29 protein-coding genes are annotated in these 25,676 nt (G+C 64.9%); 14 read left to right on the top strand and 15 right to left on the bottom strand.

Annotation, left to right across the window (positions count from 1 at the left end):
- The 3 genes from ACTS1X_RS11415 to ACTS1X_RS11425 all read right to left on the bottom strand — a co-directional run.
- Positions 1 to 400 (bottom strand): cell cycle transcriptional regulator TrcR (locus ACTS1X_RS11415; protein WP_442614519.1); only part of this gene is annotated, 400 nt, incomplete at its 3' end.
- Positions 401 to 519: 119 nt separating this feature from the next.
- Positions 520 to 1,545 carry a glycosyltransferase family 4 protein gene (locus ACTS1X_RS11420; RefSeq protein ID WP_442614520.1) on the bottom strand — a complete coding sequence of 342 codons (1,026 nt, stop codon included), beginning with the start codon at positions 1,543 to 1,545 and terminating at the stop codon, positions 520 to 522.
- 22 nt (positions 1,546 to 1,567) lie between these two features.
- A complete protein-coding gene (locus tag ACTS1X_RS11425; RefSeq protein WP_442614521.1) occupies positions 1,568 to 2,434 on the bottom strand; it encodes a UDP-2,3-diacylglucosamine diphosphatase in 867 nt (288 codons plus the stop codon).
- A gap of 124 nt (positions 2,435 to 2,558) precedes the next feature.
- Between ACTS1X_RS11425 and ACTS1X_RS11430 the strand changes: the two genes are divergently transcribed.
- Complete coding sequence (locus tag ACTS1X_RS11430) at positions 2,559 to 4,220, top strand: GSCFA domain-containing protein (RefSeq protein ID WP_442614522.1); 1,662 nt, start codon at positions 2,559 to 2,561, stop codon at positions 4,218 to 4,220.
- A gap of 20 nt (positions 4,221 to 4,240) precedes the next feature.
- Here ACTS1X_RS11430 and ACTS1X_RS11435 read toward each other — a convergent pair whose 3' ends face one another.
- The gene (locus ACTS1X_RS11435) at positions 4,241 to 4,861 is read right to left on the bottom strand and encodes a glutathione S-transferase family protein (protein ID WP_442614523.1); all 621 of its coding nucleotides are present in this window, start codon (positions 4,859 to 4,861) and stop codon (positions 4,241 to 4,243) included.
- Positions 4,861 to 5,859 (bottom strand): NAD(P)H-quinone oxidoreductase, encoded by a 999-nt coding sequence (locus tag ACTS1X_RS11440; RefSeq protein WP_442614547.1) that lies wholly within the window; start codon positions 5,857 to 5,859, stop codon positions 4,861 to 4,863. Before ACTS1X_RS11440 ends, ACTS1X_RS11435 begins: the two co-directional genes overlap by 1 nt.
- A gap of 76 nt (positions 5,860 to 5,935) precedes the next feature.
- Here ACTS1X_RS11440 and ACTS1X_RS11445 point away from each other — a divergent pair, with 76 nt between their 5' ends.
- Positions 5,936 to 6,133 carry a DUF1192 domain-containing protein gene (locus ACTS1X_RS11445; protein ID WP_442614524.1) on the top strand — a complete coding sequence of 66 codons (198 nt, stop codon included), beginning with the start codon at positions 5,936 to 5,938 and terminating at the stop codon, positions 6,131 to 6,133.
- A gap of 145 nt (positions 6,134 to 6,278) precedes the next feature.
- On the top strand, positions 6,279 to 8,606 hold the full coding sequence (gene clpA / locus ACTS1X_RS11450) for an ATP-dependent Clp protease ATP-binding subunit ClpA (protein ID WP_442614525.1): 2,328 nt from the start codon (positions 6,279 to 6,281) through the stop codon (positions 8,604 to 8,606).
- A gap of 65 nt (positions 8,607 to 8,671) precedes the next feature.
- On the opposite strand, the gene ACTS1X_RS11455 is transcribed toward clpA, so the two are convergent.
- Positions 8,672 to 9,121 carry a hypothetical protein gene (locus ACTS1X_RS11455; protein ID WP_442614526.1) on the bottom strand — a complete coding sequence of 150 codons (450 nt, stop codon included), beginning with the start codon at positions 9,119 to 9,121 and terminating at the stop codon, positions 8,672 to 8,674.
- A complete protein-coding gene (locus ACTS1X_RS11460; protein WP_442614527.1) occupies positions 9,108 to 9,575 on the bottom strand; it encodes a group III truncated hemoglobin in 468 nt (155 codons plus the stop codon). Before ACTS1X_RS11460 ends, ACTS1X_RS11455 begins: the two co-directional genes overlap by 14 nt.
- An 89-nt stretch (positions 9,576 to 9,664) precedes the next feature.
- On the opposite strand from ACTS1X_RS11460, the gene ACTS1X_RS11465 reads away from it, so the two are divergent.
- Positions 9,665 to 10,102: an RrF2 family transcriptional regulator gene (locus ACTS1X_RS11465; protein WP_442614528.1), complete on the top strand. Its 438-nt coding sequence runs from the start codon at positions 9,665 to 9,667 to the stop codon at positions 10,100 to 10,102.
- A 36-nt stretch (positions 10,103 to 10,138) separates the two neighbouring features.
- On the opposite strand, the gene ACTS1X_RS11470 is transcribed toward ACTS1X_RS11465, so the two are convergent.
- Positions 10,139 to 10,843, bottom strand: coding sequence for a winged helix-turn-helix transcriptional regulator (locus tag ACTS1X_RS11470; RefSeq protein WP_442614529.1), 705 nt, complete (start codon positions 10,841 to 10,843; stop codon positions 10,139 to 10,141).
- A 60-nt stretch (positions 10,844 to 10,903) separates the two neighbouring features.
- On the opposite strand from ACTS1X_RS11470, the gene ACTS1X_RS11475 reads away from it, so the two are divergent.
- From ACTS1X_RS11475 to ACTS1X_RS11505, 7 genes are all read left to right on the top strand, one after another.
- Complete coding sequence (locus ACTS1X_RS11475; protein WP_442614530.1) at positions 10,904 to 11,371, top strand: SRPBCC family protein; 468 nt, start codon at positions 10,904 to 10,906, stop codon at positions 11,369 to 11,371.
- 58 nt (positions 11,372 to 11,429) lie between these two features.
- Entirely contained in the window at positions 11,430 to 11,816 is a 387-nt protein-coding gene (locus ACTS1X_RS11480) for a DUF1428 domain-containing protein (protein WP_442614531.1), read from the top strand.
- Between the two features lie 4 nt (positions 11,817 to 11,820).
- Positions 11,821 to 12,477 (top strand): glutathione S-transferase family protein, encoded by a 657-nt coding sequence (locus tag ACTS1X_RS11485; protein WP_442614532.1) that lies wholly within the window; start codon positions 11,821 to 11,823, stop codon positions 12,475 to 12,477.
- 11 nt (positions 12,478 to 12,488) lie between these two features.
- Complete coding sequence (locus ACTS1X_RS11490; RefSeq protein ID WP_442614533.1) at positions 12,489 to 13,268, top strand: VOC family protein; 780 nt, start codon at positions 12,489 to 12,491, stop codon at positions 13,266 to 13,268.
- A gap of 12 nt (positions 13,269 to 13,280) precedes the next feature.
- Positions 13,281 to 13,763 carry a VOC family protein gene (locus ACTS1X_RS11495; protein ID WP_442614534.1) on the top strand — a complete coding sequence of 161 codons (483 nt, stop codon included), beginning with the start codon at positions 13,281 to 13,283 and terminating at the stop codon, positions 13,761 to 13,763.
- 125 nt (positions 13,764 to 13,888) lie between these two features.
- Entirely contained in the window at positions 13,889 to 16,102 is a 2,214-nt protein-coding gene (locus ACTS1X_RS11500) for a transglycosylase domain-containing protein (protein WP_442614535.1), read from the top strand.
- Between the two features lie 79 nt (positions 16,103 to 16,181).
- Entirely contained in the window at positions 16,182 to 16,814 is a 633-nt protein-coding gene (locus tag ACTS1X_RS11505) for a glutathione S-transferase family protein (RefSeq protein ID WP_442614536.1), read from the top strand.
- Positions 16,815 to 16,902: 88 nt separating this feature from the next.
- Here ACTS1X_RS11505 and ACTS1X_RS11510 read toward each other — a convergent pair whose 3' ends face one another.
- On the bottom strand, positions 16,903 to 17,655 hold the full coding sequence (locus ACTS1X_RS11510) for a Bax inhibitor-1/YccA family protein (RefSeq protein ID WP_442614537.1): 753 nt from the start codon (positions 17,653 to 17,655) through the stop codon (positions 16,903 to 16,905).
- A gap of 126 nt (positions 17,656 to 17,781) precedes the next feature.
- On the opposite strand from ACTS1X_RS11510, the gene thpR reads away from it, so the two are divergent.
- Positions 17,782 to 18,315, top strand: coding sequence for an RNA 2',3'-cyclic phosphodiesterase (thpR, locus tag ACTS1X_RS11515; protein WP_442614538.1), 534 nt, complete (start codon positions 17,782 to 17,784; stop codon positions 18,313 to 18,315).
- Positions 18,316 to 18,318: 3 nt separating this feature from the next.
- Here the strand turns inward: thpR and ACTS1X_RS11520 are convergent, their stop codons facing one another.
- A complete protein-coding gene (locus ACTS1X_RS11520) occupies positions 18,319 to 18,783 on the bottom strand; it encodes a low molecular weight protein-tyrosine-phosphatase (protein WP_442614539.1) in 465 nt (154 codons plus the stop codon).
- A gap of 83 nt (positions 18,784 to 18,866) precedes the next feature.
- Here ACTS1X_RS11520 and ACTS1X_RS11525 point away from each other — a divergent pair, with 83 nt between their 5' ends.
- Positions 18,867 to 20,474, top strand: a complete 1,608-nt coding sequence (locus tag ACTS1X_RS11525; protein ID WP_442614540.1) for an MFS transporter — start codon at positions 18,867 to 18,869, stop codon at positions 20,472 to 20,474.
- Here the strand turns inward: ACTS1X_RS11525 and ACTS1X_RS11530 are convergent.
- The 4 genes from ACTS1X_RS11530 to ACTS1X_RS11545 form a co-directional block, all read right to left on the bottom strand.
- Complete coding sequence (locus ACTS1X_RS11530) at positions 20,467 to 21,018, bottom strand: superoxide dismutase family protein (RefSeq protein ID WP_442614541.1); 552 nt, start codon at positions 21,016 to 21,018, stop codon at positions 20,467 to 20,469. The two genes, ACTS1X_RS11525 and ACTS1X_RS11530, sit on opposite strands and share 8 nt — an antisense overlap.
- Positions 21,019 to 21,206: 188 nt before the next feature.
- Entirely contained in the window at positions 21,207 to 21,917 is a 711-nt protein-coding gene (kdsB, locus tag ACTS1X_RS11535) for a 3-deoxy-manno-octulosonate cytidylyltransferase (RefSeq protein WP_442614542.1), read from the bottom strand.
- Between the two features lie 34 nt (positions 21,918 to 21,951).
- The gene (kdsA, locus tag ACTS1X_RS11540) at positions 21,952 to 22,785 is read right to left on the bottom strand and encodes a 3-deoxy-8-phosphooctulonate synthase (protein WP_442614543.1); all 834 of its coding nucleotides are present in this window, start codon (positions 22,783 to 22,785) and stop codon (positions 21,952 to 21,954) included.
- Complete coding sequence (locus ACTS1X_RS11545; RefSeq protein WP_442614544.1) at positions 22,778 to 23,653, bottom strand: KpsF/GutQ family sugar-phosphate isomerase; 876 nt, start codon at positions 23,651 to 23,653, stop codon at positions 22,778 to 22,780. The genes kdsA and ACTS1X_RS11545 overlap by 8 nt, the downstream gene beginning before the upstream one ends.
- A 260-nt stretch (positions 23,654 to 23,913) precedes the next feature.
- Here ACTS1X_RS11545 and ACTS1X_RS11550 point away from each other — a divergent pair, with 260 nt between their 5' ends.
- Complete coding sequence (locus tag ACTS1X_RS11550; RefSeq protein WP_442614545.1) at positions 23,914 to 25,245, top strand: capsule biosynthesis protein; 1,332 nt, start codon at positions 23,914 to 23,916, stop codon at positions 25,243 to 25,245.
- A 224-nt stretch (positions 25,246 to 25,469) separates the two neighbouring features.
- Here ACTS1X_RS11550 and ACTS1X_RS11555 read toward each other — a convergent pair.
- On the bottom strand, positions 25,470 to 25,676 hold a 207-nt coding region (locus ACTS1X_RS11555), incomplete at its 5' end, for a hypothetical protein (protein ID WP_442614546.1).

Consider the following 25,676-nt stretch of genomic DNA (forward strand, 5'->3'; position numbering starts at 1 on the left):
TCGCGTTGATCGTGTTGCGCGTCGTGCCGATCAGCTTGCCGATCTGCGCGTCGGATATTTCGGGATGGTTGCGGAGCAACCAGGCGATGCCGTCGGGCTTGTCCTGCCGCTTCGAAACCGGCGTGTAGCGAGGGCCCTTGGTGCGCCGGATCTGTTCGGGGCCCTTGAGCATTTCGAGCCGGTAATCGGGATCGGCCTGGCCCTTCTCGATCTCCTCCATCGTCACTTCGTGCGCGGCGATCGGATCGCGGCCGGTCAGCTTGGTGGCCGCAGTATCGTCGGCGATCGCCTGCACTTCGAGAATGTGCAGGCCGCAAAATTCGGCGATCTGCTCGAAGGACAGCGCGGTGTTGTCGACCAGCCAGCTTGCGGTCGCGTGCGGCATCAGGGGATGGGCCATGGTGAACTCCGGAAATTAAAAGGGCCGCCCCTGCGGGACGGCCGAACATGGTCTCTATCTAGGCGAGCAGCGCGCCAAGAGCAAGAGCGCAGCGCGATCGACGGGTCCGGGAACGCGGCCTAGGCCGCCTGGTCGAATGCGCGTCCGGTCGGCACCAGCGCGGCCAGGAATTCCCGCGCGCTCCGTTGCCAGGTGAACGCCGCCGCGTAGCGCGCGCAGGCCGCCCGGTCGCGGGTCAGCGCGCGGCTGATGGCGGTATCGAGATCGGGGTCGAGACAGGCGACCTCGTCTGTCACGACATCGACCGGGCCCGCGACCGGATAGCCGGCGACCGGCGTCCCCGACGCCAGCGCCTCGATCATCACCAGGCCGAACGTATCGGTTCGGCTGGGAAAGACGAAGACGTCGGCGCCGGCATAGGCGCCCGCCAGCGCGTCTCCCGACAAGGCGCCGAGAAAATGGGCGTCGGGATAGCGGCTCTCGAGCGCGGCGCGCGCGGGGCCGTCGCCCACGATCACCTTCGAACCCGGATGGCGGCTTTCGAGAAAGGCGCCGATATTCTTCTCGACCGCGATCCGGCCGACATAGAGCAGGATCGGCCCGGGCATCGTGCGATAGGCGGGATGCGGCGGCGCGGCGGGCGAGAAACTGCCGAGATCGACGCCCCTGCCCCAGGGCGCGACGTGCGTGATCCCATGGGCGCGCAACTCGCGGCGGATCGATTCCGTCGCCGTCAGCACGGCGCTCGACGGGGCGTGGAAACGGCGGATCAGCGGCCAGATCCAGTCCGACGGAAGCCCCGTCCGCTTCGCTACATAATCGGGAAATTGCGTGTGATAGGCGGTGGTGAACGGATGGCCGTTGCGCCGGCACCAGCGCCGCGCGGCGAAACCGAGCGGGCCTTCGGTGGCGATATGGATCGCATCGGGCGCGATCTCCGCCAGCGCCCTGCCGAGCCCTTCGCCGGTGACGAGCGCCAGCCGGATTTCGGCATAGGTCGGGCACGGGATCGACCGGAACCGGTCGGGCGAAAGGATATGGACGTCGTGCCCCATCTTCCGGAGCTCGTCGCGAACGGCCTTCAGCGTGCGGACGACGCCGTTGACCTGCGGCTCCCAGGCATCGGTGACGATCGCTATGCGCATCGGCTTCCCTTCCCGCCCGATTTCACGCCGCGGCCGGGATCAGCGTTGCGCCGGCTTCCCGCGCGGCGACCTCGTCGGCCCAGTGGAGGATTTCCATCCGCCCGTCGAAATGCTCGACCAGCGCCGTGCAGCCTTCGACCCAGTCGCCGTCATTATAATATTCGACGCCCTCGATGGTGCGGATCTCGGCGGTATGGATATGGCCGCACACCACGCCGTCGACGCCGCGCCGGCCCGCCTCGTCGGCGACGATCTCCTCGAACTTCGAGATGAATTCGACCGCGTTCTTCACCTTGTGCTTGGCGTGTTTCGAGAGCGACCAATAGGGCCGCCCCAGCCATCCGCGGATCGCGTTGACCCAGCGGTTGAGCACCATCATCCCGGTATAGGCCATGTCGCCGAGATGGGCGAGCCAGCGATGCGAGAGCATGATCGCGTCGAACTCGTCGCCATGCAGGACGAGCAGCCGCCGCCCGTCGGCGGTCTCGTGGATCGCCTTGCGCCGGATCTCGACGCGCCCGAAGTTCAGCCCGGTAAACTGCCGGAACATCTCGTCGTGATTGCCGGGAATATAGACGATCCGCGTGCCGCGCCGCGCCCGCTTCAGCACGCGCCAGATCACGTCGTTATGTTCGGGCGGCCAGTAGAATTTCTTCTTCATCCGCCAGCCGTCGATGATGTCGCCGACCAGGTACATCGTCTCGCTGTCGGTGCTGTCGAGGAAATCGATCAGGAGATCGGTGTTGCAGCCCTTGGTGCCGAGATGGATGTCGGACACCCAGATCGTGCGGTAGCGCTGGCGCTTGCGGTCCGGCTCCGGCCCCGACAGGCGCTTGTCCGCCAGGTTGAAGATCGCGGCGTCTTTGAGGAAATCCTGCGGTGCATCCATGACGAACCCCTTGTCGGTCGCTCCGCCTGGAAGCCTATGACGTTTTATTGTTACAGCTAAGCGACGGAACCGGGGGTTTTCGGGCTGCTTGCCATCGGCCGGCCGCATCCATAGCAATGCGCCAATGGCGATCGTCGAAATAGCCGGGAAAGACGCGCTGCGCTTTCTCAAGAACAACAAGGCCGCAACCTGGGGCAACCGCTCGATCGCCAATCGCGTGGAACCGATCGCCACCCCGGCTTTCGACGTGCCGTTCCGGCTGGAGCCGGGAGAACGGATATACACGATCGGGTCCTGCTTCGCGCGCAACGTCGAGACCGCGCTGATCCGCCGCGGTTTCGAACTGCCGATGCGCCGCCTGTTCAGCACGCCCGCCTTCGCGAACCTCGAGCCCGAGATCGTCAACAATTTCGGCACGCCGTCCATCTACAACGAGATCGCCTGGGCGTTCGGCGAACAGCCGTTCGACGAGGACACGGCCTTTCTCAGGCTGGGCCGGAACAGATATACCGACCTTCACATGGTGGCGAGCCTGCGTCCGGCGCCGCTCGAGACGCTGCAGGCGAGGCGCGCGGGGCTGTTCGAGGCGACCCGGTCGCTGGCCGAGTGCCGCGTGCTCATCATGACGCTGGGTCTGGTGGAGATATGGTGGGATGAAGAGACGCAGCTATATCTGAACACCCAGCCGCCGCGCGCGGTACTGCGCAAGGCTCCGGAGCGCTTCTCGCTTCACGTCCTGGGCGTCGAGCAGTGCCTCGATTATCTCGAACGGGCGCTCGAAATCATCTTCCGTCACGGGCGCGACGATCTCCATATCGTCCTGACCGTTTCTCCGGTGCCGATGACCGCGACCCATCGGCCCGTCGACGTGATGACGGCCAATTCCTATTCCAAATCCGTGCTCCGCGTCGTTTCCGAATATGTCGTCGAGAAACATGACCAGGTCACCTATTTCCCGAGCTACGAGACCGTGACCATCAGCGACCGGCAACTGGCCTGGATGGACGACCTCGTCCATGTCCGGGACGAGATGGTCGCGTTCAATGTCGAGCGCATGGTCAACGCGTTCTCCGGCACCGGGAAGCGCGCGGAAATCGAGCAGCCCACGCGGCGGCGCCCGGCCGCGGTCGACGTCGAAGCGGCGTTCCTCGCGGACGAGGCCCGGCATGCGCGGGCTCGCGGCGACACCGCCTTTTTCGAGGAACATGGCGCGAAAAGCGCCACGTCGGAAACCTTCGCCGTCGAGCATGGCCGGCACCTCTTCGAGCGCGAGGCCTATGACGACGCGCTCGCGGTCCTCGCGCCGCACGATGGCATAGAGGTTCGGCTGCTGGCCGTGCAGTGCCTGCTCGGCAAGCGGGATTTCGAGACCGCGGCGATCGAGGCCGCCAGGATATGCGCATCCGGACACAAGGGCGCGCCGCAATGGCGGTTGCTGCTAGACGCGTTGACCGGGCGCGGCGCGTCCCAGGAGGAACTGGAAAGCGTCGAGGCCGACTGGCTCGCCGCCGCGCCCGGTTCGCCACACACGGTGTGGCTCCATTGCGGCATGGCGATGCGCAAGAGCGGCTTTCTCGCGGCCGCCCTCGACCGCCTCGAACGGGCCGCCGACGATCCCCAATCCACCGGCAGGGCCATGCTCGAATATGCGCGGTGCCTGCTCCAGTGCGGCCAACCGGCCGAGGCGATCGAGACGTTACGCGGTTTCGATGCGGACAATCCGAACCAGGAGAAGGTCGCCCGAATACTGGTCGAGCGGTCCCGGAAGAAGCTCGCCGAAGACTAAGCGAGGCCAGCGCCGGCTGTTCAGGCGTCCATCGGTAGGTGGCCGGGCAGCGCGGCGACGCGCTCCAGCCAGCGGCCGAGCGCAGGCCAGCGGGCGAGATCGAACCCGCCCTCTTCGGCGACATGGGTGTAGGCGTAGAGCGCGATATCGGCGAGGCTGAAACCCGACCGCAGCATGAAATCCCGATCCTGCAAATGTTCGTCCATCAGGGTGAGCGCGGCTTCGCCATTGGCGACCTTGTCCGGGATCGAGGCCCGCTGCTTCTCCGTCAGATTGTCGCGCCCGACATAGAGATAGAGGAACCGCATCTCGGCGACATTGGGTTCGTGGCGATGCTGCTCCCAGAACATCCAGCGCAGCATGTCCGCATGGTCGAAGCGGTCCTCCGGAATGAGCGCGCTGCCGTCGGCGAGCCAGTGGCAGGCGGCATTGCTTTCGGGGAGGAACCGGTCGCCGATCTCGAGCACCGGTATCTTGCCGTTGGCGTTGATCCTGCCGAGAAATTCGGGAGTCCGCGTTTCGCCTTTCATGACGTCATAGGCGCGGCGCTCGATCGGGATGCCGAGATGCGCGGCCGTCAGCCGGATCTTGTAGCAATTGCCGCTGCGCGCGTCTTCATGGAGGATGAGCGGATCGGCCATCAGACTTCCAGCACGATCTTGCCGATATGGTCGCCGGCCTCCATCCGCTCGTGCGCGGCGGCCGCCTTGGCCAGCGGGAAGCTCCTGTCCATGACCGGGCGCAGCTTGCCCTGTTCGACGAAGGGCCAGGCATTGCGTTCGATCTCGTCGGCGAGCAGCCCCTTGAATTCCACGCTGCGCGCGCGGAGCGTCGATCCGGTGAGGGTCAGCCGCCGGCTCATCACCTGCGCCATGTTGATCGTCGCCTCGAGCCCGCCCTGCACGGCGATCGTCACGTGGCGGCCGTCTTCCTTCAGGCACTGGAGGTTGCGCGCGACATAGTCGCCGGCGACCATGTCGATGACGATCTCGACCCCGGCGCCGTCGGTGATCCGCCTTACCTCCTCGACGAAATCCTGCGTCTTGTAGTTGATTGCGTGCGCCGCGCCGACCTTCCCGGCCGCCGCGCATTTCTCGTCGCTGCCGCAGGTCACGATGACGGTCAGGCCGAACAGCCGGCCGAGCATGATCGCCATCGTGCCGATCCCGCTGGTCCCGCCATGGACGAGCACGGTCTCGCCCTCGCGCGCATAGGCGCGCTCGAACAGGTTGTGCCAGACGGTGAACAGAGTTTCGGGCAGCGCCGCGGCCTCCGCCAGCGACAGGCCGTCGGGAACCGGCAGGCACTGGGCGACCGGCGCCGCGCAATATTCGGCATAGCCGCCGCCCGCGACCAGCGCGCAGACAGGCTGGCCGATCAGCGCCTCGTCGACGCCCTCGCCCAGGCGGACGACTTCACCGGCGATCTCGAGTCCGGGGATGGACGGCGCGCCCGGCGGCGGCGGATAGAAGCCGCGCCGCTGCACGATATCGGGACGATTGACGCCCGCCGCGGCGACCCTGACCAGCACGTAGCCGGGCCCCGGTTCGGGCACCGGACGCGTGACGGGCTGCAGGACCTCCGGCCCGCCGGGCTCGTCCATGTCGATAGCGGTCATCTGGTCGGGCACGTCCGGCATGCTCATCCCCCTTTTTTGCCCCACGGAAACGCGCCGCCTTATTGACAGACGGGGGTCGAGGGTCAACGTTAGAGACATGGATTTGGACGAACTTTTCGCCAAAGAGCCCGGAGACCCCCTGACCCAGCTGTGCAAGGAGGATCTCGACCCGTTGTCCGTCGAAGAACTGGAAAAGCGGATCGAGGCTCTGGAAGGCGAAATACGAAGGGTCCGCGCCAAGATCGACGGCGCGGTGACGCATCGCAAGGCCGCCGACGAGCTGTTCAAGCGATGATATGTGCGGCCCGAATCTCGCTGAAACCGGCGATATCCGGGCCTTTCGCGGTCGAAAATATTCCTTTTGTTAACTTTTTCGTTAACCATTCCCATATAGGATATACCGTGTCTCACCCGTGTAGAGACCGGCAAGGAGTTAACTAATGCCCTCTTTTGCTCGTGAACTGGAACAGACGCTGCACAACGCGCTCGCGGAAGCCGCGAACCGCAAGCACGAATATGCGACGCTCGAACATCTGCTGCTCGCGCTGACCGACGACGATCACGCCGCGCAGGTGATGACCGCGTGCGGCGTCGAGATTTCCGAACTGCAGGAAGCGGTCGCCGTCTATCTCGACAACGAGCTCGAGGCGCTGCGCATAGACGGGGCGACCGACCCCTCGCCCACCAGCGGTTTCCAGCGCGTCGTCCAGCGCGCGATCCTCCACGTGCAATCCTCGGGCCGCGACGAAGTCACGGGCGCCAATGTGCTCGTGGCCCTGTTTTCCGAGCGCGAAAGCTATGCCGTCTATTTCCTCCAGCAGCAGGACATGAGCCGGCTCGACGCGGTGAGCTATATCTCGCACGGCGTCGGCAAGGGCGAAGCGATCAGCGAAAGCCGCGAAATCAGCGGCACCGAGGAAGAGGAACAGGCCGAACCGACGACGGGCGGCAAGAAGAAGAGCGAGAGCGCGCTCAAGCAGTTCTGCGTCAACCTGAACGAGAAGGCCGAAGCCGGGAAGATCGACCCGCTGATCGGGCGCAGCACCGAAGTCGACCGCACGGTCCAGATCCTCTGCCGCCGTTCGAAGAACAACCCGCTCTATGTGGGAGAACCCGGCGTCGGGAAGACCGCCATCGCCGAGGGCCTGGCCCGGCGCATCGTCGAGGAAGACGTGCCGGAGGTGCTGAAGCCCGCGGTGATCTATGCGCTCGACATGGGCGCGCTGCTCGCCGGCACGCGCTATCGCGGCGATTTCGAGGAGCGGCTGAAAGCGGTCGTCTCCGAACTCGAGAAAAAGCCCGACGCGATCCTGTTCATCGACGAGATCCATACCGTCATCGGCGCCGGCGCCACCTCGGGCGGCGCGATGGACGCGTCGAACCTGCTGAAGCCGGCGCTCTCCAGCGGCGCGATCCGCTGCATCGGCTCGACGACCTACAAGGAGTTCCGCAACCATTTCGAGAAGGACCGGGCCCTGCTCCGGCGCTTCCAGAAAATCGACATCAACGAGCCGACGGTCGAGGATACGATCAAGATCCTCCAGGGCCTCCGCCCGCATTACGAGGAGCATCACAAGGTCAAATATACGGCGGATGCGATCAAGGCGGCGGTCGAGCTTTCGTCGCGCTATATCAACGACCGCAAGCTGCCCGACAAGGCGATCGACGTGATCGACGAGAGCGGTGCGAGCCAGATGCTCGTCGCGCCGTCCAAGCGCCGCAAGATGATCACCCCGAACGAGATCGAACAGGTCATCTCGATGATGGCGCGCATCCCGCCGAAACAGGTGTCGAGCGACGACAAGCAGGCGCTGGAATCGCTGGATACCGACCTGAAACGCGTCGTGTTCGGCCAGGATCTGGCGATCGAGACGCTGTCCTCGGCGATCAAGCTGAGCCGCGCGGGTCTGCGCGAGCCGCACAAGCCGATCGGCAACTATCTGTTCACCGGCCCGACCGGCGTCGGCAAGACCGAGGTCGCGCGCCAGCTCAGCGCGATCATGGGCATTCCGCTCGAGCGGTTCGACATGAGCGAATATATGGAGCGGCACAGCGTCAGTCGCCTGATCGGCGCGCCTCCGGGCTATGTCGGCTACGACCAGGGCGGGCTTCTCACCGATGCCGTCGACCAGCATCCGCATTGCGTGCTGCTGCTCGACGAGATCGAGAAAGCCCATCCCGACCTCTTCAACGTGCTGTTGCAGGTCATGGATAACGGCAAGCTTACCGATCATCACGGAAAGACGGTCGATTTCCGCAACGTGATCCTGATCATGACGACCAATGCCGGCGCCGCCGACATGGCGAGCGAGGGCATCGGCTTCGGCGACATCTCGAAAGAGGATGCGAGCGAAGAGGCGGTGAAGAAGATGTTCACCCCCGAGTTCCGCAACCGCCTCGATGCGATCGTGCCGTTCGGCTATCTGCCGCCGGCCGTAGTCGCGCGGGTCGTCGACAAGTTCATCCTCGAACTCGAACTGCAGCTCGCCGACCGCGAGGTGCATATCAAGCTCGACGACGAGGCGAAGGCCTGGCTCACTGAACGCGGCTATGACAAGCTCTACGGCGCGCGCCCGATGGGTCGGCTGATCCAGGAAAAGGTCAAGCAGCCGCTCGCCGAAGAGCTGTTGTTCGGCAAGCTCGTCAATGGTGGCGAGGTGAATGTGACGGTGAAGGACGACGCGCTCGACTTCCAGCTCACCCCGGCCCCGCCCAAGCGCAAGCCGCCGAAAAAGAAGAAAAAGAAGGCGCCCGAACCCGAGGCGTAGGGATCACCAAGGGCGGGCGGCCTCCGGGCCGTCCGCCATTTTTTGCGGCCGGGCGCGGATTCAGGTCAGCCGGGAAGCGTGAATCCCGCGATGACCGCGACGCAGACGGCGAAAAAGGCGAACAGCGCGGGCACCGACAGTATCTGCGCCGCGGCCGCTCGATAATCGAGCGGACCGGTCAGCGTCTCTATCTCCGTGGACGGGCGGCCGGCGCCCCGATCCGCCCGGCGATGGGCTTTTGCCATGCGTGTCATCACCGCCGCGGTTCCGAAATACATGATCGCGAAACAGACGCTGATGACCACCATTCCGACGGCGTCGAACGTGCCGCCGACCGCGATGGCGAGGGCCGCGAAGAACACGGCGTAGCTCAGCAGCATCATCGCCCAGATCGAACCCGGCAATTCGAAGGTGCGATCCTCGTGCACCGGCGCGCCGCGGTCATCGGCTGTTTCCCGTCCGGCGGGCCCGTCCATTCCGGTTGCCGCCGCGACATCGATTTCATCCATCGGCATTGCGCGTCTCTCCCATGCGGTTCCTGCGAAGTCCGGAGCGCTCGATTTCGATGCCGATGCGCAGGCTTTCCGCGATCCGCTCGGCCCGTTCGCGAAAGAATCGGCGCGCCTCGTCCTGCGGCACGACATCGTCCAGCGTATCGGAGAACAGGTCGAGCCAGGCGTCGAAATGCGCGCGTTCCAGGAAACCGATGGCGATATGCTTGTGCATCGGATTGCCGTGGAAGCGACCGGATTCGAGTGCGATCGACGCCCAGAAATCCTTCATCCGCGCCAGATGCCGGGGCCAGTCGGCGACATGCGCGTCGAATATCGGCCCGAGCCCCTCATCCGCCCGGACGCGGGCGTAGAACGTCTCGACGAGATCGGATATCAGCGCGTCGTCAATGCCGATACTCGCGGCCCGCCGGGACTTCTCCGCTCGTGCATCGAGCGCATATTCGGTGGTCGGCATGGCAATCGAATCCTATATGAAGTATTTTATATACTTCTTTTACCGCGCTTGCCGTTAAAAGCAATATGTCATATGCATCTTTTATGCGGATGACTATCCACACCGATTACGCACTGCGCGTGCTGATGCAGCTCGCGGTGGCGGAAGACCGGATCACGATCGACGCGATCGCCGGCGCTTATGGCATATCCCGCAACCATGTGATGAAGGTCGTCCAGCAGCTGGCTGCCCTGGGCTATGTCGACAGTCTGCGCGGCCGGAACGGCGGGCTGCGTCTCGCGCGCCCGCAGGATGCGATCAATGTAGGCGAGGTCGTCCGGCAGATGGAGGAAACCGGCCAGTTCGTGGAATGTTTCGATCCCGACACAAGTCGCTGCGTCGTATCGCCCGTGTGCGGGCTGAAACACGCCCTGGAAGGTGCGGTCGAGCGCTTCCTCGCGCATCTCGACCAGTTCACTATCGCCGATCTTGTGCACCGGCCTTTCGACTTCAGGGACCTACTGGAAGCCGATAATATCACCGCCTGACATGGCGATGCCGCCGCCTGCATACCGGTCAGGCGATCAGCCGGCCGGCTCCGCCAGTTTCGGCGGCAGCACGAACAGCGTCACGAACCGTTCGAACAGCGCGCGATCGCCGTCGACCGTCAGCAGGCCCTGCGCTTCCAGATCCGCCAGCGCCTCGCCGCCATAGACGACCGCGGCGAGCATGGTCGCCGCGCCGGATACCTGCGCCTCGGCCGTTGCCGGATCGCCGCGCTGGATGTCGATCTGCCCGCCATGCACATGCGCGACGAACGCATCCTCGCCGAGCCGGAATCCGAGCCGCGCGTCCATCTCCCCTGCCCGTTTCGCATCGATCATCGTGCGGAACGACATCATGATCGAGGCGGCGCTGAGCGGCAGGGTCGGATCATGTTCGGGATGCCGCGTCGCCCAGCGGCCGAGCATCTGAACGATCGGTTCGGATTCATAGCCCCATTCGGTCAACTCGTAGACCCGGGCCGAGGCGGGCGGCGGCAGCCGGCGCCTGACGAGGATCCGGTTCGCCTCGAGCCCCTCGAGCCGCTGGGTCAGGATATTGGCGCTGATCCCGGGCAGCCCGGCGCGCAATTCGCCGAAGCGCCGCGGCCCGAACATCAACTCGCGGATGATCAGGATCGACCAGCGTTCGCCGATCAGATCGAGCGCGAACGCCGTTCCGCACGCATCGTCATACCAGCGTTTTCGCTCACTTTGACCCGTTTTGGTTTCTTTTTGTAACTTCACAGTTGCTTTTTATAACCGTTAGATGCATCCGAATCAAACAGTGAGTCGCAGGAGAAGCCCATGACGACCGAGCAGCCCATCGAACTGTCCGTTACCCGCCACATCGCCGCGCCGGTGGAAACGGTCTGGAAAATCATGACCGAACGGATGGAAGAGTGGTGGTGCCCGAAACCCTGGCGGATGGAAATCATCGAATGGGATTTTCGCCCCGGCGGACGCACTGCGATGGTGATGAAGGGGCCGGATGGCGAAGAGTTTCCCGGCGACGGCATCTTCCTCGACGTCACGCCCAACCGCCGTTTCGCCTCGACGGACGCGATAACCGCCAGCCTCGTCCCGCAGGAACCGTTCATGATCGGGATCTGGGAGATCGAACCCGAAGATGGGGGCACACGCTATACCGGCCGGGCGCGGCACTGGACCGAAGATGGCAAGAAACGTCACGAAGAAATGGGCTTCGAGGAGGGCTGGAACACGGTTGCCGACCAACTCGCCACGCTGTGCGAGAAGATGGGTGTCGACGCCTAATCCAGCGGCCGCCCGCTGACCCGGAACTGCAAACCAACAACGTTATGGGAGAGACAGGATGAGCTATATTGACGGATTCGTGATCGCCTGCCCGGAAGGCAACAAGGATGCTTTCATCCGCCATGCGGAAACGGCCGACCAGGTCTTTATGGACCTGGGGGCCACGCGCATTCTCGAATGCTGGCAGGATGACGTCTCCAAGGGAAAGACGACCGACTTCTTCCGCGCCGTGAAGGCCGAGGACGGCGAGGCCGTCATCTTCTCCTGGATCGCATGGCCGGACAAGGCGACGCGCGACGCGGCGATGAAGAAGATGGGAGAGATGATGGAAAATCCGAGCGCCGACCCCCGCATGGACCCGGAAAAGAACCCGATGCCGTTCGACGGCACGCGGCTGATTTTCGGCGGATTCACGCCGGTCGTGACGCTCGAGAAACAAGGGTAGGCGAATGAATGTCACCATCACCACGTTCAAATGGGTGCCCGGTTTCGCCCAGGGCTATGTCCGCGATCTCCGCCCGCGCTGGGCCTGCGAGGAAATCGGGCGTCCTTATGAGGAGCGGCTGATCGACGGAGATCCGAAGCCAGACGATTATTTTTCGGAGCAGCCTTGGGGTCAGGTACCCGTGCTCGACGATGATGGCGTCCATCTGTTCGAAAGCGGCGCCATTCTGCTGCACCTTGCCGAAAAGGACGAGCGGCTGATGCCACGCGATGCGCAAGGCCGCGCAAGCACGCTGAGCTGGCTGTTCGCGGCGTTCAACAGCATCGAACCGTGGATGTTCGAGCTGGCGACGGTCGATATCTTCGCGACAGGCGAAGAATGGGCGAAGCTGCGCCGGCCAAGCCTGTTGCAAACGATCGGCAACAGGCTGGACAGGCTCGCCGACGCGCTCGGCGAGAACGACTTTCTCGCGGGCCGGTTCACAGTCGCCGATATCGCGATGGCGACGGTGCTGCGCGAGGCCGGCGACACCGATCTTGTATCGAGCCGTCCCGCCCTCTCCGCCTATCTCGACCGCTGCCTTTCACGGGCCGGTTTCCAGAAGGCGCATGCCGACCAGCTGGCGACGTTCGCCCGCAACGCCCCCGAACCCGTTTCCTGAGGAGAGTCCGAATGCCCAACAAACATGGCGATTTCATCTGGTACGAACTGAACACATCGGATGCCGAGGCCGCGAAGGACTTTTACGGCGCGGTGATCGGCTGGACATGGGAGACGTCCGAAGGCCAGCCCGACATGCCCTACCACCTTTTCTCGGCCGGCAAGGAGCAGGTCGGCGGGATGATGGAGCTGACCGACGAGATGGAACAGGGCGGCGCCCGGCCCTGCTGGCTCGGCTATATCGGCGTCGACGATGTCGATAAAAGCGCCGAAGCGATCGAGGCGGCCGGCGGCGCCGTGCATATCCCGCCCACCGACATTTCCGATGTCGGCCGCTTCGCGATGGTCGCCGATCCGCAGGGCGCGTTCTTTTACATCATGCGGGGCGCGTCGGATGAGGAAAGCCACAGCTTCGCGGCCACCGAAGCGCGCGACGGCCATTGCGCCTGGAACGAGCTCATGACGAGCGATCGCGCCGCGGCGATGAAATTCTACACGACCCAGTTCGGCTGGGAGAAGGACGGCGAAATGGATATGGGCCCGATGGGGGCCTATGAGATGCTGCGCCACGATTTCATGATCGGCGCGATGATGTCCAAGCCGGACGAGGTGCCGATGTCCATGTGGACCTATTATTTCCGGGTGCCCGATATCGACGCCGCAACCCAGACCGTGCGCGACAAGGGCGGCCAGGTGACGCTCGAACCGGACGAAATACCGGGCGGCGAATTTCAGATGAACGGCATCGATCCGCAGGGCGCGCCCTTCGCGCTCGTCGGCAAGCGCAAATAGGACCGACGGGACATGACAGCGAAGAACACCGTCTGCCTGTGGTACAATGGCGATGCCGAGGAGGCGGCCCGTTTCTATGCCGAAACCTTTCCCGACAGCGCGGTGACCGGCATCCGGCGCGCGCCGGCCGACAATCCGTCGAACCGGGAAGGCGATGTGCTGGTGGTCGAGTTCACGGTGTTCGGCATCCCCTGCATCGGCCTCAACGGCGGGCCGGCCTTCGCGCACAGCGAGGCCTTCTCGTTCCAGATCGCGACCGACGACCAGGCGGAGACGGACCGCTACTGGAACGCGATCGTCGGCAATGGCGGCGAGGAGAGCATGTGCGGCTGGTGCAAGGACAAATGGGGGATCAGCTGGCAGATCACGCCCCGGGTGCTGACCGAGGCGATGGCGAACCCCGACCCGGCCGCGGCCAAGCGGGCCTTCGAAGCGATGATGGAGATGCGAAAGCTCGACGTAGCGACGATCGAGGCCGCGCTGGCGGACGGCTGACGCCGCGGCGAGGAAAACCGTACAGCCCCGCTTCATGGTTGCACATTATTGCTTCCCAAGGGTCGCGTTCTGGGGCAGCACGGACTGGCGTATCGCCTCTTTGTGTAGTATATGACTAATACACTATGGCCGATCTTGACGACCCGTTCAGGCGCAGAAGCTATGAAGACCGCCATTCCCGGTTGATCGGCCCCTATGCGGACGACCCGGCGTTCGACCCCTATTATCGCAGCGATCCGCGCCGCGCGGCGGACCGGGACCCGTTCCGGCCGATCGATCCCGACTATCCGGGCTATACCGAATATGCCCGCGAGCCCGATTATCCGGATTTTGCCGACTATCCGCCGGCGCCGCCCGACGGGGACGGCGCCGCCCCCGCCCGACCGAAACGCCGCTGGAAAATCCTCAAATGGGCGGCCCGCATCGCGCTCGGGCTGTTCACCCTGCTGCTCCTCTGGCTGATCATCGCCGCGCCGATCTCGCGCACGGCCGAACCGCTGGTGCCGCCGCCGATCGTGCTGACCGCGTCGAACGGCAATCCGATCGCGCGCATGGGGCCGGTGATGGATCGTCCGGTCCGCGTGGCCGAACTGCCCGACCATGTCATCCACGCCTTTCTCGCGATCGAGGACCGGCGGTTCGAGGACCATTGGGGCATCGACCCGCGCGGCATCGCCCGCGCGCTGTGGACCAACCTGACGTCGGACGCGACGCATGGCGGCAGCACGATCACCCAGCAGCTCGCCAAGCTCACCTATCTCGAATCGGACCGGACGCTGTTCCGCAAGATCCAGGAAGTGCCGATCGCGCTCTGGCTCGAAATCTGGCTCAGCAAGGACGAGATACTCGAACGCTATCTGTCCAACGTCTATTTCGGCGACAATGTCTACGGCCTGCGCGCGGCCTCGCTCCACTATTTCTACCGCCATCCGGAAAATCTGACGCTGACCCAGGCCGCGATGCTGGCGGGGCTCGTCAAGGCCCCGTCCCGCCTCGCCCCGACGCGCAACCTGGAGGGCGCGCAACAGCGCGAGCGCGTCGTGCTCGCCGCGATGGTCGACGCCGGATATCTGACGCAGGAGGAAGCCGACCGCGTCGAGCTGGCGACGGTCGATCATCGCCCGCCCCCGCCCATGCCGCGCGGCAGCCATTTCGCCGAATGGGTGATCGAGGAGGCCCGCGCCGCCTATGGCAGCGGCTATGAGAGCGTGGAGGTCGCCACGACGCTCGATTGGGAACTTCAGGCGCTGGCCGAGCGGGCCACGCGCAACGGCGCTCCGCCCGGCGCGCAGGTGGCCCTGGTGGCGATGCGCACCAATGGCGAGGTCGTCGCGATGGTCGGCGGGCGCGACTATGCGGCCTCGCCCTTCAACCGCGCGACCCAGGCGGCGCGCCAGCCGGGATCGACGTTCAAGCTCGTCGTCTATCTCGCGGCGCTGCAGAGCGGGATGACGCCCGAAACGCTGGTCGACGACAGCCCGATCGAGACCGGCGAATACCGGCCGGAAAATGCCGGCGGGCGGTATCGCGGCGAGATGACGCTGCGCGAAGCCTTCGCCCGATCGAGCAATGTCGTCGCCGTCCGGCTCTATCAGCAGCTCGGCAGCGAGGCGATCGCCGAAGCGGCGCGCACCCTGGGGATCGAGCGCGAATTCCCGGCCAATGCCAGCGTCGCGCTGGGCAGCGCCGAAATGACGCTGATCGAGCTCGTCTCGGCCTATGCGGCGGTCGCCAATGGCGAGGAGCCGGTCGAACCCCACGGCCTCGAACGGCCGCGCCGCGGCTTTTTCGAATGGCTGTTCGACAGCCGGCCGGTGCTTTCGGGCCGCCATCGCGACCAGTTGCTCGACATGCTCGAAACGGCGATCGACGACGGCACGGGGACAGCCGCCCGGCTGGCGATTCCGGCGTTCGGCAAGACCGGGACAACCCAGGACAGCCGCGACGCGCTGTTCGTCGGCTTTGCCGGCGATCTCGTCGTCGGCGTGTGGATCGGCAACGACGACAACAGCCCGCTCGGCAATGCCAGCGGCGGCGGCGCGCCGGCGCGGATCTGGCGGACGTTCATGAGCGGCGCGATCCCCGACGCCGCCCCGCGGCCGCGGCCGAGGCGCGCGCCGCCGCCCGAGACCGCCGAACCGGAAAAACCCGATATCAGCGTGGATCCGGACGGCAATATCACGATCGACACGCAGGTCGGCAGCGCCCGCATCGCGGCCGATGGCGACCGAATCGACCTTGAACCGAGCGAGGAAACGCGGCGCCGGCTCGACGAACTGGAGCGCGTCGGCGAGCAGATCGAACGCGCTACCGACGGGGACGAACCGACCGGCCGTTAGCCGGGCCGCCGGCATTCCTCCCGCGCGCGCGAAACGATAGGATCGATGCTCATGTCAACAGCCAATAGGGAAACGAACGATGACCGGCCTGACCTTCTACACCAACCCCATGTCGCGCGGGCAGATTGTCCGCTGGATGCTCGAAGAGGTCGGCGCGCCCTACGAACAGGTGCTGCTCGACTATGACACGACGATGAAAGCGGACGACTATCTCGCGATCAACCCGATGGGCAAGGTGCCGGCGATCCGGCACGACGGCCATGTCGTGACCGAATGCGCGGCGATCTGCGCCTATCTCGCCGACGCCTTTCCGGAAGCCGGCCTCGCGCCGCAAAACGACGCCGAGCGCGCCGATTATTATCGCTGGATGTTCTTCGCGGCCGGCCCGACCGAACAGGCGATCATCGATCATACGGTGCTCAACGCCGACCCGAACGAGGAACAGCAGCGCATGGCCGGCTATGGCAGCTACGATCTGGTCGTCGACACGCTGGAGAAGGCGGTAACGGGCCGCGACCATATCTGCGGCGACCGGTTTACCGCCGCCGACGTCTATGTCGGTTCGCAGATCGGCTGGGGCGTCCAGTTCGGCACCCTGCCCAAGCGCGACGCCTTCGAGGCCTATGCCGGCCGGCTGGCGGAGCGCGACGCGTACAAACGCGCCAAGGAGATCGACCAGAAACTGATGCCCGAACAGCCGGCGGCGAGCTGAGACGCCGTCAAAAAAGAAGCCCGGAAACACAGAAAAAGGCCCGGCAGGTTTCCCCGCCGGGCCTTCATTCTCGCCGATTCCGGTGTTTCTATTCGCGGCTACCCATGAACTGCAGCAGGAACAGGAACATGTTGATGAAGTCGAGATACAGGTTGAGCGCGCCCATGATGACCGTCTTGCCCATCATGTCCGTGCCCGCGACATAGGCGTACATCGACTTGATCTTCTGCGTGTCATAGGCGGTCAGGCCGGCGAAGATCAGCACGCCGATGCCGCTGATGACGAAGGTCATCGCCGCCGACTGCAGGAAGATGTTGATCACCATCGCAACGATCAGGCCGACAACGCCCATGATCAGGAAGGTGCCCCAGCCGGAGAGATCCTTCTTCGTCGTATAGCCCCACAGGCTGAGGCTGACGAACGCCGCCGACGTCGCGAAGAAGGTCTGCGCGATCGAAATGCCGGTGTAGCGGAGGAAGATCGTCGACAGCGACAGGCCCATCACCACCGCGAACGCCCAGAAACAGGCCTGGAGCGCGCCGGTCGACAGGCGGTTGAGGCCGAAGCTCATCACCAGCACGAAGGCGAGCGGCGACAGCATGATGATCCATGCGAGCGGCCCGCCGGCCATGATGAGGGTTGCGGCAGGCGATGCGGCGCCGCCCTGCGCGAACAGCATCGCCACGATGCCGGTGAGCAGAATGCCCGAAGCCATATAATTGTAGACTTTGAGCATGTACGAGCGGAGACCGGCGTCGAATGCGACGTCGCGGGCCCCGGTATCGAGCCTGGCGCGGGCTTGACCCTGCAGGCCGGTATTCTGATCGGACCAGTTGGCCATGGGAATACATCTCCTTGTAAGACCGGCATAAACCGCCGATTTCCCGACAATATCGGGTATTGGCGGCGATTTTTCAAGGCAAATAGGCCCTAACAACTGGATAGAAAATAGCTATCAAAGGCATAGATGCACAGGCTTTTCGTCGCCATTCGGCCGCCACGGGCCATCCGCGAGCAGCTGTTGGAGCGGATGCACGGCATCGCGGCCGCCCGCTGGCAGGATGACGGCCAGCTGCACCTGACATTGCGGTTTATCGGGGAGGTCGAGCGTCCTCTGGCCGAGGATATCGCGACCGCACTCGGCCAAGTCGTCGCGCCGGCCTTCGAAATCGCGCTCGACGGCGTCGGATCGTTCGAGAAAAACGGGAGACCCGGGACGATCTGGGCCGGAATTGCGCCCTCCGAGCCGCTCAAACGGCTCCGCGACAAGGTCGAGCGCGCCCTACGGCCGCTCGGCGTGGAACCCGATCACCGGGCGTTCCTGCCGCATATCACGATCGCCCGGCCGAACAGCGGCAGCGGACCGGTGGCCGATTTCATGGCGCGCAACGCGGGTTTGACGAGCGCGCCCTTCCCGGTCGCCCATTTCGACCTGTTCGAGAGCGCCCTCGGAACCGGAGGCGCCCGCTATGACAGCATCGCGCGCTATCCGCTGCGCTAAGGGCTATCCGCGGCGAAGCATCTCCAGCAGGGCTTCGGCGCCGGCCGTGACATCGGCCCAGGCCGCCGCAAAACCGTCCTCGTCGCCATAATAGGGATCGGCGACGTCCTGCCCTTCCCTCCCCGCGACATGATCCAGGAAGAGCGACAGCCGGGCCGGCGCGTTTTGCGGCCGGATCGCATCGATATCCGCAAGCACGGAACGGTCCATCGCGACGATATGCGCGAAGCGGTCGAAGTCCGGCGCCGCTATCTGGCGCGCGCGCTGGCCCGAGATATCGACGCCGTTCTCGAGCGCGGTCGCCTGCGCCCTCGCGTCGGGCGGATTGCCGACATGCCAGCTCCCCATCCCCGCGGAATCGATGCGGATGTTCATCCCGCGCCGCCCGCTCGCCTCCCGCATCGCCCCCTCGGCCATCGGCGAACGACAGATATTGCCGAGGCACACGAACAGCAGGGAGTGGGCCATCGCCGTACGATCCTCATAAAGCTTTTGCCAATGCCGCTCACGCTGTTACACCAAAAAGAAAAGCGTAAGAGTGGGATTGCTTCATGACAGATACGGTCGACGGGCGCGGCGGCGCAACAGCGGATGCGCAGCCGGCGGAAGAAGCCGCCACGGAAGAGCATAAGGCCACCGGTTACAGCTGGTATGTGCTGGGCGTTCTCGTCATCGTCTACATGCTCAATTTCATCGACCGGAACATCCTGAGCATCCTCGCCAACGACATCAAGGCCGATCTCGGCCTGTCTGACGCCGATCTGGGCTTCCTCTACGGTACGGCGTTCGGCGTTTTCTACGCGCTGTTCGGTATCCCGCTCGGCCGGCTTGCGGACAGCTGGAATCGCACGAAGCTGCTGACGATCGGCCTGTCGCTCTGGTCGCTGATGACGGCGGTTTCGGGCTTTGCGAAAAACGGACTGGCGCTCAGCGCGGCGCGGATCGGCGTCGGCATCGGCGAGGCGACGGCGAGCCCGAGCGCCTATTCGCTGCTCTCGGACTGGTTTCCCAAGAAGATGCGGGGCACCGCGCTCGCCATCTATTCCTCGGGCCTCTACATCGGCGGCGGCATATCGCTGCTGATCGGCGGACTGATCGTCGAGCGCTGGAACGGCGCCTATCCGGGCGGCGGACCGCTCGGCCTGGTCGGCTGGCAGGCGGCCTTCCTCGCGGTCGGCATCCCGGGCCTGTTGCTCGCGATCTGGGTCTATACGCTTCGCGAGCCGGTGCGCGGCCAGGCAGACGGCATCGAGACCAAATTGCCCGACCGGCCGTTCCGCGGCTTCTTTCAGGAACTGTTCGCGGTCGTCCCGCCCTTCACATTGGTCTCCGCGGCGCAGCGCGGACAAAAGGCGCTGGCCGTCAACGTTACCGCGGCAATCGCGGTCATGGCGACCGCCGCCGCGCTGATCCAGCTCACGGGCAATATCCAGCAATGGGTCGCGATCGCCATCGGCTATTATGCGATCTTTTCCTGGGCGCATTCGCTGCGTCACCGCGATCTCCCGACCTTCCGGCTGATCTGGGGATCTCCGGCCTTTCTCTACACGATCCTCGGCTATGGCATGGTCGCCTTCGCCGCCTACGCCGTCGCCTTCTGGGCGGCGCCCTATGCCGAGCGCGTTCTGGGCGAATCGAAAAGCGTGCTCGGTTTCTGGATCGGCGGCGGCGGCGCGGCCGGCGGCTTTCTCGGCGTCATCATCGGCGGCCGGATTTCGGACTGGCTGCGCGAGCGCAATCCCGCCGGGCGGATCCTCGTGATCCTGTTCGGCGTCCTCTCGCCGATCGTGCCGCTGATCATCGCTTTCACGACCGACAGCATCCCGCTCTTCTACTTCCTCAATTTCCTGCTTTCGCTGCTCGGCAGCACCGCGCTCGGCGCCGCCGCCGCGACGACGCAGGATCTGGTCCTGCCCCGCATGCGCGGCACCGCGACGGCGACCTTCTTCCTCGCGACGACGCTGGTCGGGCTCGCGCTCGGCCCGTATCTGGCCGGGCAGGTCTCGACGGCGCTGGGCGACAACCTGTCGGCCGGCATCCTGTCGATCCTCGTCGCCGCGCCGATCGGCACGATCTTGCTGGTCCTCGCCTATCGGACGGTGCCGGAGGCCGAGCGCACCGTCGTCGAGCGCGCCCGGGCGGCCGGGGAGCCTATCTAGGCTCGATCACGCCGCAGGCGATGCGCGGCCCGGCATTGCCCGTGGGATCGCTGCGATAGTCGTCGGGCCCGGCATGGATCATCACCGCGGCGCCGTCTTCGTCGAGCAGCGCCGCATCGCCGCCCTCGATCCGCCCGCCGGTGATCGTGACTTCGAGCAGGCCCGTGCCATTCTGTCCGACGATCAGGTTCGGCATGTCGCCCATATGCTGCCCGGCCGGATTGTCCCGGCCATGCTCGCGCCCGAACGGGTTCCAGTGCCCGCCCGCGCTCGTGAAGTCCGGCGCGTCGCACCGCCCCGTCATGTGGACGTGCGCGGCCCTGACGCCCGGCTCCATATTCTCGACACGCAGCACCAGCCGGATTCCCTGATCGAGCTGGGTCAGCATCGCCTCCCCGCGCGGCGCCCCCGACGCATCGCGCAGCACCGCCTCGGCAACTTCCGCCGCTTGCGGCGGCGGCGAAACGGGCGCATCCGCAACCGGCGCGCACGCGATCAGGGCGAACGGCAATCCGCTTGCCGGTACGAGGAAGATTGAGCGCATCTTGGGTCTCCTGCGGTTGGAAGTATCGACGGGACAAGAAATCAGCGAAGTTCCTATATGGCATTTTCCACCCCCGGGCGGCTATAGGGCGCCCAAGACATTGTACGATCGGAAGAACGAGGTGAACGCCGCGCCGGATATGCGCATCGCCGCAAGGACGGTTGGCGGCACAGCGAGCGCTGGACGCGCTAGGCGTCGAACAGCCGCTCGACCGTCGCAACGTCTTCGGGCGTGTCGACGCCGGGACCGCTGGGATCGGTTTCGATCAGCCGGATCGTGTAGCCGGCCGCCAGGAAGCGAAGCTGTTCGAGCGCCTCGGCACGTTCCTCGGCCGGAACCGGCAGATCGGGAAAGGCCAGCAGCGCGTTGCGCCGATAGGCGTAGACGCCCGCATGCTGGAAGTAGCGCGCGCTTTTCGCCTCGCGCGGATGCGGGATGCGGGCACGGCTGAAATAGAGGGCGTCGCCCGCCGCATTGCGGACCACTTTCACGCGGTTGGGATTGGCCGCTTCGTCCGCCGAGATCGCATGGCACAGGCTCGCGACGTCGACCGCCGGCTCGTCCCGCATAAGTGCCGCCAGCCGGTCCAGGTCCGACGACCGGACGAGCGGTTCGTCGCCCTGCACGTTGACGACGGCATCGGCCTCCAGCCGCGCCGCAACCTCTGCGATCCGGTCGCTCCCGCTGTCATGATCGTCGCGCGTCATTTCGACATGACCGCCGAAACCCCGGACGACATCGGCGATCCGGTCGTCGTCGGTCGCGACGATGACCCCGTCGATTTCCCCGGCGGCCGACGCCTTTTCCCAGACGCGCTCGATCATCGGTTTTCCGGCTATCTCGACCAGGGCCTTGCCGGGGAATCGGGTCGAACCCCACCGCGTCGGTATGATTGCCACGATCCGCATTATCGGGACTCCGGCCGGCCCGGTTTCATGCGCCGCGCGAAATCGCGGCGATCGCCTTCAGCTCCGCCAACAGGCCGGGCAGCCATTCGAAGGGCAGCATATTGGGTCCGTCGCACGGCGCATTGTCCGGGTCCGGATGGGTCTCCATGAACACGCCGGAGACCGCGCCGGTCGCGACGGCGGCGCGTGCCAGTGCCGGGGCATGCCGCCTCTCGCCGCCGCTGCTCTCCCCCTTGGCTCCGGGCAGCTGCACGGAATGGGTGGCGTCGAAAACGACCGGGCAGCCGCTCGTTTCCCGCATGATCGTCAATCCGCGCATGTCGACGACGAGATTGCCGTAGCCGAATGTCGAGCCGCGTTCGCAGACGAAGAAATCGGTCGAAACGCCCGCGTCATCGGCGGATATCCGGGCCTTTTCGATCACCTTGGCCATGTCCCACGGCGCCAGGAACTGCCCCTTCTTGATATTGACCGGCTTGCCCGCGGCCGCCACCGCCGCGATGAAATCGGACTGGCGGCACAGGAACGCCGGCGTCTGGAGCATGTCGACGACTTCCGCCGCCGGGGCGACCTGCGACGCATCGTGCACATCGGTAATCACCGGGACGCCGATCTGGTCCCGTACTTCCGCGAGGATGTCGAGGCCGGCATCGAGCCCCACGCCCCGAAAACTCGCCGCCGAAGTCCGGTTCGCCTTGTCGAAGGACGATTTGTAGACGAGCCCGACCCCGGCTGCGGCAAAGATATCGCGCAATCGTTCGGCGGTTCTGAGCGCAAAATCGCGCGATTCGATCGCGCACGGGCCGGCCAGAACGAACAGATCCCCCCCCGCCCAGGGCGAAGGGATGGAATCAGTCATGAATCTGGATGACGCCGAGAACCTTTTTTGCCGGATCGGCCACGACGAGCGCGGTCACGCGGGCATCGTGCATTTTGGTATCGGCTTCGTACAAGGTCGCATCCGGGCCGATCGTCAGCGGGTCGGGGGTCATGATGTCGCGGGCGTGAAGATTGCCGAGCTCGTCGGCCTGCTCCAGCCCGCGGCGAAGATCGCCATCGGTGACGATGCCGCTGAGCGTCTGGCCGGACATCACGAGGACCAGGCCCAGCCGGCCGTCCGACATGATCGGCAACATGTCCTTGAGCGATGTATCGGGCGCGCAGATCGGAAGGTCCGCCTTGTGCATCGCGTCGCGCACCGGCGTCTTCAGCCGCTTTCCGAGCTTTCCACCCGGATGATATTGCGCGAAATCAGCCGCCTGGAAACCGCTCGCCTCGCACAGGGCGATGGCGAGCGCGTCGCCCATAGCCATCGCGACGATCGTAGATGTCGTGGGCGCGAGATTATGGAGACAGGCCTCGCGCTCGATCGAACCGTCGAGCGCGATGTCCGACTGGCGCCCGAGGGTCGAGCGCATATTGCCCGTGATCGAGATGATCGGAACCTGGAGCGTACGCAGATAGGGAATGAGACCGAGGACTTCGTCCGTTTCCCCGCTCGCCGAAATCAGCACCGCCGTGTCGCCGCGCGTGATCATGCCGAGATCGCCATGCCCGGCATCGGCGCTATGGACGAAGATGCTGGGAGTCCCGAGCGAGGCCAGAGTCGCGCTGACTTTGCGCGCAACCAGCCCGGATTTCCCCATGCCGGAGACGACGACCCGGCCGTCGCGACCGAGAATAAGGTTCACGGCGTCGCCGAAACTGCCGTCGATTCGGCTCGCCAAGGTGGCGACGGCAGCAGCGTTTATCGAGAGTGCGTGGGCGGCTGCCCTGATCGGACTCGAGAGTCGATCATCGGAATCGATACGCGGACGCATTATAGAATCGGTCATTCGGGCCCCTTTGGCGACCAGTCTGCAGCATTTTCGCCACAATATACCGGTCTCTTTACGATTTTACTGACTTTTCCTGCTTCTAGTGGTGACTTTGCCGTTGCGCAACAATAGTACATGACGTTCACGGGCGCAGAGGGAGTGAAGATTTTATGAACAGCCCGGTGCTGCCCGCTAGGCTCGTCTCCGACAATCGCGTGAAACCGCTCGATCGCCAAGATCGCCCCGATGGCCTCCCCGCCATACCAGACGATGCGCCCTATTGTTTTCGCGGCTGCAATATCCTGATGCTTCAGGGTCCCGTCGGCCCGTTCTTCGCGCGGCTGGCCAGCGACCTGCAATGGGCAGGCGCCAATATCCACAAGATCAACTTCAACGGCGGCGACTGGTTCTACTATCCGACCGGTGCGACGAGCTTCGCCGACACGATCGACGAATTTCCGCCGTTTCTGAACCGCATCTGCGACGAAAAGCGGATCGATACGATCATGCTGTTCGGCGATTGCCGCCAGATGCACCGCATAGCGAGCGAAATCGCCGCCAAGCGCGATATCGACGTCTATGTATTCGAAGAAGGGTATATCCGCCCCGACTATATCACGATGGAGTGTCACGGCGTAAACGGCCGTAGCACGATGCCGCGCGCGGGCATATTCTATCTGAACGCGCCCGCCCCCGAGCCCCCCGTGACTAACAATGTCGGCCAGACGATCTGGCATGCGACGGGTTGGGCCTTCACCTATTATTTCTGGGCGATCGTCCTCTGGCCCTTCTTCCCCCGCTATCGACACCATCGCCCGCTCAGCTGGTTCGAAGGACTTGCCTGGGTGCGGGGCGCCGCCCGCAAATACTGGTACCGCTGGACGAATCGCCGGGATGTGCGGCGGCTAACGGCGGACGATCATCCGCCCTTCTTCCTCGTACCGCTGCAGGTGCACAACGACGCCCAGATCGGAGTCCATTCGGAATTCGACACGATCGAACATTTCATTCAGCATACGGTACATTCGTTCGTCGAGCATGCGCCCCGTGAGACCGTGCTCGTCTTCAAGCATCACCCGATGGATCGGCCCTATACCGACTATACGCGCCTGATCCGTCGCCTGCAGAATGAAACGGGCCTCGGCGAGCGCCTCGTTTACGTCCACGACCCGCACCTGCCGACGCTGATCAACAACGCCAAGGGGCTGGTCACGATCAACAGCACGACCGGGATGTCGGCCATTCATCACGGCAAGCCGACCTTGGCGCTGGGCGACGCTATCTACCGCATCGACGGGCTGACGGCGTCTGTCGATCTCGATGAGTTCTGGTCCAAAGCCGAAGATTTCCCGGTCCATCCCGATCTCTACCGCAATTTCAGGCGTCAGCTGATCTACCGGACGCAGCTCAACGGCAATTTCTATCGGCGTATCAACATTCCCGGCACGCTGGCCGGTATCGACTGGACGCGCGGCAAGATAGCCGAAGAAGACGCCGGCTAGCTCGGGACGCCGCGCCGCCGGCAACCAGGCCCGGCCGCATCGACCAATACATATGCCCGGAATTTATCCGCCCGGTCCGCCGATCGCGGCAACGCTGTGCGTGGAAATCCTGACCTCGGCCGGCAGAGCAGGCGCGCGCGGTTCGGGCCTATCCACGTCCGTGGTCCGCCGCCGGATGGAAGCTCCGCTCCCGGCGGCTGTGCGTGGCCAGGAGGACGCAGACCCTAGCGGAAGACCGCGGCCGCCGCGATACCGACCTGGGCAAATACCTGCGTGATGTCCCTGATGAACTGGAGCGTCTGTCCGGGCGCTTTCGGCGGAACGAGGATCCGATCGCCTGCCCGCACCGCACCGCCACGCTGGACGCTGCCGTCCGGATGGATCACCAGCGTGTCCGACCGGTTGGCCAAGTTCGTGAAACCACCGGCGCG

The sequence above is a fragment of the Parasphingopyxis sp. genome (assembly GCF_052168275.1).
GTDB lineage: Bacteria > Pseudomonadota > Alphaproteobacteria > Sphingomonadales > Sphingomonadaceae > Parasphingopyxis.

Excerpts from the sequence above, each read along its gene's own strand:
- ACTS1X_RS11420 (WP_442614520.1), bottom strand. The coding sequence starts at position 1,545 with ATGCGCATAGCGATCGTCACCGATGCCTGGGAGCCGCAGGTCAACGGC.
- ACTS1X_RS11425 (WP_442614521.1), bottom strand. The coding sequence starts at position 2,434 with ATGGATGCACCGCAGGATTTCCTCAAAGACGCCGCGATCTTCAACCTG.
- ACTS1X_RS11430 (WP_442614522.1), top strand. The coding sequence starts at position 2,559 with ATGGCGATCGTCGAAATAGCCGGGAAAGACGCGCTGCGCTTTCTCAAG.
- ACTS1X_RS11435 (WP_442614523.1), bottom strand. The coding sequence starts at position 4,861 with ATGGCCGATCCGCTCATCCTCCATGAAGACGCGCGCAGCGGCAATTGC.
- ACTS1X_RS11440 (WP_442614547.1), bottom strand. The coding sequence starts at position 5,859 with ATGCCGGACGTGCCCGACCAGATGACCGCTATCGACATGGACGAGCCC.
- ACTS1X_RS11445 (WP_442614524.1), top strand. The coding sequence starts at position 5,936 with ATGGATTTGGACGAACTTTTCGCCAAAGAGCCCGGAGACCCCCTGACC.
- clpA (WP_442614525.1), top strand. The coding sequence starts at position 6,279 with ATGCCCTCTTTTGCTCGTGAACTGGAACAGACGCTGCACAACGCGCTC.
- ACTS1X_RS11455 (WP_442614526.1), bottom strand. The coding sequence starts at position 9,121 with ATGCCGATGGATGAAATCGATGTCGCGGCGGCAACCGGAATGGACGGG.
- ACTS1X_RS11460 (WP_442614527.1), bottom strand. The coding sequence starts at position 9,575 with ATGCCGACCACCGAATATGCGCTCGATGCACGAGCGGAGAAGTCCCGG.
- ACTS1X_RS11465 (WP_442614528.1), top strand. The coding sequence starts at position 9,665 with ATGACTATCCACACCGATTACGCACTGCGCGTGCTGATGCAGCTCGCG.
- ACTS1X_RS11475 (WP_442614530.1), top strand. The coding sequence starts at position 10,904 with ATGACGACCGAGCAGCCCATCGAACTGTCCGTTACCCGCCACATCGCC.
- ACTS1X_RS11480 (WP_442614531.1), top strand. The coding sequence starts at position 11,430 with ATGAGCTATATTGACGGATTCGTGATCGCCTGCCCGGAAGGCAACAAG.
- ACTS1X_RS11485 (WP_442614532.1), top strand. The coding sequence starts at position 11,821 with ATGAATGTCACCATCACCACGTTCAAATGGGTGCCCGGTTTCGCCCAG.
- ACTS1X_RS11490 (WP_442614533.1), top strand. The coding sequence starts at position 12,489 with ATGCCCAACAAACATGGCGATTTCATCTGGTACGAACTGAACACATCG.
- ACTS1X_RS11495 (WP_442614534.1), top strand. The coding sequence starts at position 13,281 with ATGACAGCGAAGAACACCGTCTGCCTGTGGTACAATGGCGATGCCGAG.
- ACTS1X_RS11500 (WP_442614535.1), top strand. The coding sequence starts at position 13,889 with ATGGCCGATCTTGACGACCCGTTCAGGCGCAGAAGCTATGAAGACCGC.
- ACTS1X_RS11505 (WP_442614536.1), top strand. The coding sequence starts at position 16,182 with ATGACCGGCCTGACCTTCTACACCAACCCCATGTCGCGCGGGCAGATT.
- ACTS1X_RS11510 (WP_442614537.1), bottom strand. The coding sequence starts at position 17,655 with ATGGCCAACTGGTCCGATCAGAATACCGGCCTGCAGGGTCAAGCCCGC.
- thpR (WP_442614538.1), top strand. The coding sequence starts at position 17,782 with ATGCACAGGCTTTTCGTCGCCATTCGGCCGCCACGGGCCATCCGCGAG.
- ACTS1X_RS11520 (WP_442614539.1), bottom strand. The coding sequence starts at position 18,783 with ATGGCCCACTCCCTGCTGTTCGTGTGCCTCGGCAATATCTGTCGTTCG.
- ACTS1X_RS11525 (WP_442614540.1), top strand. The coding sequence starts at position 18,867 with ATGACAGATACGGTCGACGGGCGCGGCGGCGCAACAGCGGATGCGCAG.
- ACTS1X_RS11530 (WP_442614541.1), bottom strand. The coding sequence starts at position 21,018 with ATGCGCTCAATCTTCCTCGTACCGGCAAGCGGATTGCCGTTCGCCCTG.
- kdsA (WP_442614543.1), bottom strand. The coding sequence starts at position 22,785 with ATGACTGATTCCATCCCTTCGCCCTGGGCGGGGGGGGATCTGTTCGTT.
- ACTS1X_RS11550 (WP_442614545.1), top strand. The coding sequence starts at position 23,914 with ATGAACAGCCCGGTGCTGCCCGCTAGGCTCGTCTCCGACAATCGCGTG.